General features: G+C 70.4%; 11 protein-coding genes. 9 read left to right on the plus strand and 2 right to left on the minus strand.

The annotated features are described in order from the left end of the window. The 6 genes from ABD172_RS08275 to ABD172_RS08300 form a co-directional block, all read left to right on the plus strand. The coding region (locus ABD172_RS08275) for a hypothetical protein (protein ID WP_344308659.1) at nt 1-199 on the plus strand (199 nt) is incomplete at its 5' end. A 48-nt stretch (nt 200-247) separates the two neighbouring features. Continuing rightward, on the plus strand, nt 248-613 hold the full coding sequence (gene trxA, locus ABD172_RS08280) for a thioredoxin (RefSeq protein ID WP_344308661.1): 366 nt from the start codon (nt 248-250) through the stop codon (nt 611-613). Between the two features lie 27 nt (nt 614-640). Continuing rightward, a complete protein-coding gene (locus tag ABD172_RS08285; protein ID WP_344308662.1) occupies nt 641-1,036 on the plus strand; it encodes a DUF302 domain-containing protein in 396 nt (131 codons plus the stop codon). Nucleotides 1,037-1,134: 98 nt separating this feature from the next. Next, complete coding sequence (locus ABD172_RS08290; protein WP_344308664.1) at nt 1,135-2,565, plus strand: MBL fold metallo-hydrolase; 1,431 nt, start codon at nt 1,135-1,137, stop codon at nt 2,563-2,565. Nucleotides 2,566-2,692: 127 nt separating this feature from the next. Further along, nucleotides 2,693-2,878, plus strand: a complete 186-nt coding sequence (locus ABD172_RS08295) for a hypothetical protein (RefSeq protein WP_344308666.1) — start codon at nt 2,693-2,695, stop codon at nt 2,876-2,878. 378 nt (nt 2,879-3,256) lie between these two features. Beyond that, nucleotides 3,257-3,676, plus strand: coding sequence for an FAD-dependent oxidoreductase (locus tag ABD172_RS08300; RefSeq protein ID WP_344308909.1), 420 nt, complete (start codon nt 3,257-3,259; stop codon nt 3,674-3,676). A 262-nt stretch (nt 3,677-3,938) separates the two neighbouring features. Here ABD172_RS08300 and ABD172_RS08305 read toward each other — a convergent pair whose 3' ends face one another. Both ABD172_RS08305 and ABD172_RS08310 read right to left on the minus strand, forming a co-directional pair. Beyond that, entirely contained in the window at nt 3,939-5,240 is a 1,302-nt protein-coding gene (locus tag ABD172_RS08305) for an MFS transporter (protein ID WP_344308668.1), read from the minus strand. Nucleotides 5,241-5,638: 398 nt separating this feature from the next. Beyond that, nucleotides 5,639-6,139, minus strand: a complete 501-nt coding sequence (locus ABD172_RS08310; RefSeq protein ID WP_344308670.1) for a TM2 domain-containing protein — start codon at nt 6,137-6,139, stop codon at nt 5,639-5,641. A gap of 253 nt (nt 6,140-6,392) precedes the next feature. Between ABD172_RS08310 and ABD172_RS08315 the strand changes: the two genes are divergently transcribed. From ABD172_RS08315 to ABD172_RS08325, 3 genes are all read left to right on the plus strand, one after another. Next, on the plus strand, nt 6,393-7,076 hold the full coding sequence (locus ABD172_RS08315; protein WP_344308672.1) for an RraA family protein: 684 nt from the start codon (nt 6,393-6,395) through the stop codon (nt 7,074-7,076). 91 nt (nt 7,077-7,167) lie between these two features. Further along, nucleotides 7,168-7,755: a thiamine pyrophosphate-binding protein gene (locus ABD172_RS08320; protein WP_344308674.1), complete on the plus strand. Its 588-nt coding sequence runs from the start codon at nt 7,168-7,170 to the stop codon at nt 7,753-7,755. Between the two features lies 1 nt (nt 7,756). After that, the gene (locus ABD172_RS08325; protein WP_344308676.1) at nt 7,757-8,392 is read left to right on the plus strand and encodes a thiamine pyrophosphate-dependent enzyme; all 636 of its coding nucleotides are present in this window, start codon (nt 7,757-7,759) and stop codon (nt 8,390-8,392) included. Nucleotides 8,393-8,424: the final 32 nt, after the last annotated feature.

Here is an 8,424-nt window from a genome sequence, read left to right on the forward strand (position 1 = left end):
CGACGCCGCCACGACGCTCCGCGCCGTGCGCGATCGCTGGCGCGCGCCGGCCGGCGCCGGCGCGGCCTGGGCGGCCTACCTCGACGGCGGGCGCGACGCCCTGGACTCCCTGCTCGAGAGCGCCCCGGGCGACCGGCCCGCGCCGGACGCGCGGCAGGACGAGGCGGTCGGGAATAGACGGCGCACCATCGTGTTGTAATACCCCCCGGGGTATACACGCCCCTTCCTGTTGACAAGGAGTGCACCCATGACCACCGTCCCCCTTACCGCCGAGACCTTCGCCGCCGCCGTCGACCTGAACGAGATCGTCCTGGTCGACTGGTGGGCGTCCTGGTGCGGCCCCTGCCGCATGTTCGGACCCGTCTTCGAGAAGGCGTCCGAGACCCATCCGGACATCGTCTTCGGCAAGGTCGACACCGAGGCCGAGCAGACCCTCTCCGCCCAGGCGGGGATCACCTCGATCCCCACCCTGATGGCCTTCCGCGACGGCATCCTGGTCTTCTCCCAGCCCGGAGCCCTGCGGGCCAAGGACCTGGAGCAGGTCATCGCCGCGGTGCGCGACCTCGACATGGACGACGTGCGGCAGCAGCTCGCCGCCCAGAAGACCGCCTGAACCGGCCGCCCTCCGGAAGGACCTCGCATGGACCACGGCATCGCCACCACCGTCCCCCTCCCCTTCGACCAGGCCGTCACGGCGGTCCGCGAGGCCCTGGCCGACCAGGGCTTCGGCGTCCTGACCGAGATCGACCTGGCCGCCACCCTGAAGGTGAAGCTGGACGTCGAGCTCGCACCGCAGGTCATCCTCGGCGCAAGCAACCCGCCGCTCGCCCACCGGGCACTGCAGGCCGAGGCCTCCATCGGCCTGCTCCTGCCCTGCAACGTCGTCGTGCGCGCCGCGGGCGCCGACCGCACCGCGGTCGAGGCCCTGGACCCGCAGATCATGGTCGGCGTGACCGGCAACGCCGACCTCCGCCCCGTGGCCGACGCGGCCGCGGAGCGGCTGCGCGCCGCCCTCGCCACCCTCCCGCAGGCCTGATCACGCCCCCACTTGAAATACCCCCAGGGGTATCTGATACCCTCGGGGGTATACCGAGAACCGATTCGGCACATCCGTCCCGACCTTCAGGAGGACCCATGCTTCTCGAGCGCATCTACGACGAGGACCTGGCCCAGGCCAGCTACCTGATCGGCTGCCAGGCCACCGGCCAGGCGCTGGTCGTCGACCCCCGCCGCGACGTCCAGGTCTACCTCGACCTCGCCGCCCACCACGGCATGGAGATCACCGCGGTGACCGAGACCCACATCCACGCCGACTTCCTCTCCGGCACCCGCGAGCTGGCCGCCGCCACCGGCGCCACCGCCTACGTCTCCGGGGAGGGCGGGGCCGACTGGCAGTACGGCTTCGAGGCCGAGCGCCTGCGCGACGGCGACACCATCATGCTCGGCAACATCACCGTCACCGCCCGCCACACCCCCGGCCACACCCCCGAGCACCTGTCCTACCTGGTCACCGACGGGGCCTTCACCGACGAGCCGGGCTACTACCTGACCGGCGACTTCGTCTTCTCCGGTGACGTGGGCCGGCCCGACCTGCTCGACGAGGCGGCCGGCTTCCAGGACACCCGCTTCGCCGGCGCGAAGCAGCTGTTCGCCTCCCTGAAGGCCGCGTTCCTGACCCTGCCCGACCACGTGCAGGTCTTCCCCGGCCACGGCGCCGGCTCGGCCTGCGGCAAGGCGCTGGGCGCCCTGCCCTCGACCACCGTCGGCTACGAGCGCAAGTTCGCCTGGTGGGGGAAGTACCTGGAGAACGACGACGAGCAGGGCTTCATCGACGAGCTGCTCGAGGGCCAGCCCGACGCCCACGCCTACTTCGCGCGCATGAAGCGCCAGAACAAGCAGGGCCCGGCCCTGCTGGGCGAGCGTCCGGCCCCGCGCGCCGTCACGGCCGAGGAGCTGGCCGCCGGCCTGGCCGAGGGCACCCTGGCCCTGGTCGACACCCGCCCCGTGGACGAGGTTCACCGCGGCACCGTGCCCGGTGCGCTGAGCATCCCCTCGCTCGGGAAGGCCGCCACCCACATCGCCTGGGCCTACGACCCCGAGGCCGACGACGCCGGCCTGGTGATCCTGGCCGCCGACGCCGAGACCGCCACCGCCTACGACGACCACTTCGTCCGCGTCGGCGTGGACGCCCTGGTCGGCTTCGTCCCGACCCTGGAGGGCCTGCCGACGGTCGTGCCGCCGGTGATCCCTTCGGCCGAACTGGACGCCTTCCTCGCCGACCACCAGGACGCGGTGCTTCTCGACGTGCGCAACCGCTCCGAGCACACCGCCGGGCACGTCCCGGGCTCGCGGCAGCTCAGCGCCGGCAAGATCCTGTTCCACCCGGACGACCTGCCCGCCCCGGGCACCGTCCCGCTGGTGACCTACTGCCAGTCCGGGCTGCGCAACAGCGTGGCGGCGAACGCCCTGCGCCGCGCCGGCCACCAGGTCGTCGAGCTCGACGGCAGCTACGCCGCCTGGTCCGCCTGGGCCGCCCGCCAAAACGCACTCCAGCACCAGTCCTGATCCCCCGGACGCTACGCCCGGTCCGCGAACCCCTGGCCGCGGGAGCCCACCCCCTCGTCGCTCCCGCGGCCAGGCCCCTCCTCACGCCCGCACACCGCCCCCCGGGGCACCATGAAAGGACCCCATCATGTGCCGAGCCATCACCTGCCGCACCTGCGGCAAGACCACCTGGGCCGGCTGCGGCCAGCACGTCGACCAGGTCAAGGCCACCGTCCCCGCCGGGACCTGGTGCCCCGGCCACGACGACGCCCCCGCGACCGACGCCTCGTCCGGCCGGGGCACCGGCCTCCTCGCCCGCCTCTTCGGACGCTGACCCCGCCCCTCCCGGCGCCCGGGGCAGGTAAAGCCACCCGGTGAGCAATGAGGAATGCCGGGACGGCCGCCGCGACCAGAGCTGCAGGACCCAGAACCCAGTCCCGAGGGCATGACTCGTCCTGGGCCGTCAGCCGCTCTCCTCACCATCGCAGGACCACCGAGGAGAGCACCTCGGGCTCGATGCTCCAAAGGTGTTCGTTCCTGGCGACTCGGAGGCCGGTGGGACGGGGCGCCGTCCTGCGGCTTGGGCACTCACCACGTCACCGGGATCGGCCCACTCCCCATGACCTGCGCCCGCACAGCCGTCCCGGAGTAGAGGTGAAGACGACGTGCGTCCGGCCGCCACTTAGCGATCACAGAGGACCGCCATTTATCGATCACATTTACAGACTGGCCGACGTTCATCCACAGGACCCCGGCCATCCAGACGTACTCGCTGCCCGGCGGCCGGGATGCGGACTTCCGGGGGCAGAAGCTCGCGGAGTTCAACGGTGGCCCGATCATCCCGGATGCGTCCGCGCAGACCGGCCTCATCGACCCCGCGCACCGCGAACGGATTATCGCGTACGTGAAGGAGAACGTGCCCGGCCTCGTGCCGGGGCCCTATGCGGAGACCACGTGCCTCTTCACGAACACCCCCGACGAGGAGTTCGTCATCGATTCCGCCGAGGGTGTCACGGTGCTCTCGGCGTGCTCGGGACACGGCGCGAAGTTCGCACCGCTCCTCGGTGAACTCGCCCTCGAGGTCGCCACGGGCGGAGCCGGCGAACGCCGCCTGCGGCCTTCGCTCGCGTGAGCCGGGCGTTCCGTGAGTACGTGAGCGAGCGGGAACACGGTTGGGAGTGCACTGTCCGCGGTGAGAATGCATTTCCACCGCTGAGAAAGCGATCTGGCACGCTCGCGGGCCCGAGCACCGTCCCGTATTGCGTTCCTGACAGGTGAATTGCGTTCCCGACATCACTCACGCGAGACCGCGACTCGTGTGGGAGAAAGCCGAGGCGCCACACCGGTCGGAACCGGCGTGGCGCCTCGGCTTTCGTGTGGGGCGCGCGAGCGCCTCAGTGGATGCGGCCGCGGGTCTCCGGCACCTTGGTGACGAAGATGAGCGCGAGGACGACGACGGCGACGCCGATGACCCAGAACGCGGGGGAGAAGGAGATCCCGGTCGCGCCGACGAGCGCGGTGCCGACGAACGGGGCCGTGCCGCCGAGCAGTGCGTAGCCGACGTTGTAGGAGACGGCGGCCGAGGTGAAGCGGTGCTTCGTCTCGAACACCTCGACGAAGAACGTGTAGCAGCCGCCGCCGTAGAAGGTGATCGCGAGGACGAAGAGGAGCTGACCGCACATCGCGAGTGCGACCGAACCGGAGGTGACGAGGAGGAACGCGGGCATCGCGAGCACCGCGATCGCGATCGAGCCGCCGATGAGCATGGGGCGGCGGCCGAGGCGGTCGCCGATCGCGCCCATGATCGGCAGGAGCAGGGTGTACGCGGCCATGGCGACGGCGTTGAGGGCGAGGGACTGCGGGCGGCTGAGGCCACCGGAGGTCTCGACGTAGCTCACGAAGTAGCCGGACAGGAAGTAGAAGCCCATCGCGGTGAGGCCCATGACGAAGAGCACCTGGAGCATCTGCACCCAGTTCGTGCGGAACGCGTCCTTCAACGGGGAGACGCCGTGGCCCTCGTCGCTGAGCTCCTGCTTCGCCTGCTCGGCAGCGGTCTGCTGTTCGTCGAGCATCTCCTGGAACACGGGCGATTCCTCGGTCTTGTTCCGGATCCACAGGCCGAACGCCGCGAGCGGGAGGGCGATGAGGAACGGGATGCGCCAGCCCCAGGTCTCGAATGCGGAGTCGGACATGGACGTCGAGAGCACGAGGATGAGGAGCGCCGCAAACACGCTCGGCAGAGCGGTCGCCGCGAGGGTGATGTTGATGAAGAACCCGCGGCGGTGCACGGGGGCGTGTTCGAAGACGAACGCGGGAGCGCCGACGGACTCGCCACCGGCGGAGAACCCCTGGAGGAGTCGGCACGTGACGAGAAGGATCGGGGCGAGGGCGCCGATCGTCGCCGCGGTCGGCAGCAGGCCGATCGCCGTCGTCGCCGCGCCGATGAGCAACAGCGTGATCGCGAGGACCTTCCGCCGTCCGATGCGGTCGCCGAGAGCACCGAAGTACAGGCCACCGAGCGGGCGGAAGAGGAATGCGACGCCGTAGGAGGCGAAGAGGGCGAGAAGGCCGACGAGCTGCGAGTCGCCGGGGAAGAACAGCTGCGCGAGGACCGTCGCCGACAGACCGTAGAGCGCGAAGTCGTAGAACTCGATGAACTGCCCGACCGAGCCGCCCGCGAGCACCTTGCGCTGCATGGGGTGATCGTGCGGTCGGTGTTGAAGGCGGGGCCGAGGCTCGAGGCCTCGGTGGTCGTGGAATCGGGCGTCACTGTGCCGGGCGTGGCGCCGGCGGGGGATTGTTCCGGGGTGAGGTGCTCACGAGGATCACTCTCCTGGGGTTCGGGGATATCGGGGGTGCTGCCGGACGGGGCGTCCGCTGCGGTGCATTCGAGGCTCTCACCAGGGGTTTTGTCGGGGTAAGTGGCAAGAGACCCCGGTCTGAAACGTGACCCAGATTACGCGCCGGGTGTGAACGCGGTCTGTCGACGCGCCGGACACGCGCAATGCCCCGGGGCGTACGGTTCGATCCGTACGCCCCGGGGCATCGTGGCGGAGCGAGGAGAGAAGGCGGCCGGAACAGCAGCCCTGAGCGATCAGAGGAACAGCAGGCCCGGGAAGAGGAAGAATCCGCCACCGCCGCCCCAGAGCATGAGCGCGGCGAGGACGCCGGCGACGATCCACACGGTCTTCTTGTTCTCCTCGTATCCCTCGAGCGCGCGGCCGTCGACGTCCTTCGTCTGGCCGAGCACCGCGAGGATCCCGTCGATGAGCCACCAGATGCCGAACCCGCCGAAGGTGACGAGCTTGAGCACACCGGTGCCGATCTTCCCGAGGTAGAACCGGTCGAGCCCGAACCAGCCGCCGAGCACCGACAGAAGTGCGGTGAGCAGATAGGACTTCGGTGGGGTCGGGACGCCACCCGCGGCCGAGGCACCCGTCGGGTAGGTGGTGTAGGTCGCCGGGGTCTCGGGGGCGGTGTGGACGGGCTGCTCGGCGCCGGCGGTGAAGTCGGAGCGGAGGTAGGAGTCGTCGGTGTGGGTGGTCGTGGCTGCGGTCCTGGGGGTGCCCATGTCTGCGTTGTCGGGGGTGCTCATGGCTGCTCCGTTTCGATGCGCCGCGGTCGGCCCCATCTCCCGGGCTGTTGCGGCTGGTGCGATTGATGTATCCAGAGTGCGCCTCGGGATCTGCCCGCGGCAGTGGTGCGGGCCCTACATCCGGGTGGGAAATCCCCACCCCGCGAAGGGTGGAAGGGCCTGCTCGGGGTCTGGACCGGTGACCGGGGCACACATAGGCTCGGGCTCACGCGGTCGACGGTGACCGTGGTCACGTACTGCAGGAGGTTCTCGGATGGCGTCGGTCGGTAATCGGGTGAACGAGGTGATGCCCGCGCACCCGGACCCCGCGGTGCTCGAGGTACTCGCGGCCGCACCCGTCGCGAACATCGGCGATGTCATGCAGCGCCTGTACTCCCCGGACGCCGGGATCCGCGCCCTCAACGCGCATCGCCTCGCAGGCCCGGCGGTCACGGTGCGGGTACCGACGGGGGACAACCTCGTCATCCATGCCGTCATGGATTCCCTCCGGCCCGGTGATGTCCTCGTCGTCGACGCCGAGGGCAGTACGGCGCGCGCCGTCATGGGCGACCTCATGCTCCAGTACCTCGCGACGAAGGGCATTGCGGGTGTCGTCGTCGACGGGTGCGTCCGCGACCTCGACTACATCGCCGGTGAGTGCCCCTTCGCGGTGTACGCCCGCGGCACGAACCCGAACGGTCCGTACAAGAACGGCCCCGGGGAGATCAATTACCCCGTTGCGATCGGCGGCGTCGTCGTGAACCCCGGCGACCTCGTGTGCGGCGACGCCGACGGGATCGTCGTCGTGCCCGCGGCCGAGGCGGCGGCCGTCGCGGAGGAGACCGCGGCCGTCGTCGCGAAGGAGGGCCGGATCAGCGAGCGGATCCGGAGCGAGGGCGTCTTCGACCGCCCCTGGGTCGATGCGCAGATGGCGCGCATCGGTTCCGTGTCGATCTGACGCGTGGGGATCCACCACCCCCGAGCCCACCAACCCCGAGTCCACCACCCCCGAGTCCACCAACCCCGAGAGAGAACGAAAGGTCCCCTTCATGACGACATCCCCGACTGCTCCGCCCGGTGCACCCGAGGCCCAGGCGCCGACGAAGACCTATGCCCAGGCGGCGGCGGACGGCATCTGGGGGACCGGAGCCGACCTCGTCGGCTACATCCCGTCCGTGACGGTCGCCCCGGTCATCGACCACCTCGTGGCGACCGACGACGGGGCCGACGGGATCTCCGAACGGGTCACGCCGCTCTCGCGTGAGGAGGAGGCGATCGGCGTGGTCGGAGCCCTGCCCCTGGCCGGGAAGTTCGGGGCCGTCGTCATGCAGGACAACGGATTCGGCAACAACCTCACGGCCCTCACGACGTTCTCGCTCTCGTACCACCTGCCGCTGCTCGTCTTTGCGAACACCCGTGGTGGCCTCGGCGAGTACAACTCGATGATCCACTCGATCAGTCAGCCGATGCCGCAGATCCTCCGCGCCGCCGGCTTCCAGGTGGTCGAACTCGACCGCCGTTCGAGCGCGGCGGACTGGGAGGACGTCGTCGCCGAGGCGGGGAACCACGCCCGCATGACCTACCGTCCCGTCATCGTCCTCGCGTCCTTCTGGAACACCGACGGGAAGGTGGCCTGACATGGAGAACACCACCACGGCCACTCGCACCGCCCCGACCGGCGAGACCTCCGCGCCCACGATGACCCGCCTCGCGGCGCTGCGCGTCATCAATGAATCGACACCGGACATGCCCGTCGTCGTCACCTGTGCGGCGACGAGCCGCGAGCTCGCCTCGATCGAGAACCGCGACAACCATTTCTCGGTGCTCGACTCGATGGGACTCGTCGGGTCGATCGCGACTGGCCTCGCGCTCGCCGTCCAGGACTCGGAGATCCCCAAGGTCGTCGGACTCGAGGGCGACGGTTCGCTCCTCATGAACCCGAACGTCCTGCCCACCGGCGGCTTCCTCGCCCCGGAGAAGCTGCTCCTCGTCGTCCTCGACAACGCCGCCTACGGCTCGACCGCCGGCCTGCCGACGTACACCTCGAAGGTCGACCTCGGTGCCCTCGCGGAGGCCGCCGGTTGGACCGTCGCCCGGGCGGACACCGAGGCATCGCTCGCCGCGGAGTTCAGGCGCCTCACCGGGGTGCCGGGTCCCGCGCTCCTCCACGTGCGCATCGCCCCCGGCAACGCCGCGGACATCCCGAAGCTCCTCGTCGACCCGGTGACGATCACGCACCGTTTCCGGAACTGGCTCGCCCGGAAGCTCTGCTGACCCGGCCCGGGGCCCTCCCGCCGGAACGGGCG

The organism is Brevibacterium samyangense, from assembly GCF_039529845.1.
Lineage (GTDB): Bacteria > Actinomycetota > Actinomycetes > Actinomycetales > Brevibacteriaceae > Brevibacterium > Brevibacterium samyangense.

Coding starts and splice junctions, on each gene's coding strand:
- ABD172_RS08320 (WP_344308674.1), top strand. CDS start 7,168: ATGACGACATCCCCGACTGCTCCGCCCGGTGCACCCGAGGCCCAGGCG.
- ABD172_RS08295 (WP_344308666.1), top strand. CDS start 2,693: ATGTGCCGAGCCATCACCTGCCGCACCTGCGGCAAGACCACCTGGGCC.
- trxA (WP_344308661.1), top strand. CDS start 248: ATGACCACCGTCCCCCTTACCGCCGAGACCTTCGCCGCCGCCGTCGAC.
- ABD172_RS08305 (WP_344308668.1), bottom strand. CDS start 5,240: ATGCAGCGCAAGGTGCTCGCGGGCGGCTCGGTCGGGCAGTTCATCGAG.
- ABD172_RS08310 (WP_344308670.1), bottom strand. CDS start 6,139: ATGAGCACCCCCGACAACGCAGACATGGGCACCCCCAGGACCGCAGCC.
- ABD172_RS08325 (WP_344308676.1), top strand. CDS start 7,757: ATGGAGAACACCACCACGGCCACTCGCACCGCCCCGACCGGCGAGACC.
- ABD172_RS08290 (WP_344308664.1), top strand. CDS start 1,135: ATGCTTCTCGAGCGCATCTACGACGAGGACCTGGCCCAGGCCAGCTAC.
- ABD172_RS08315 (WP_344308672.1), top strand. CDS start 6,393: ATGGCGTCGGTCGGTAATCGGGTGAACGAGGTGATGCCCGCGCACCCG.
- ABD172_RS08285 (WP_344308662.1), top strand. CDS start 641: ATGGACCACGGCATCGCCACCACCGTCCCCCTCCCCTTCGACCAGGCC.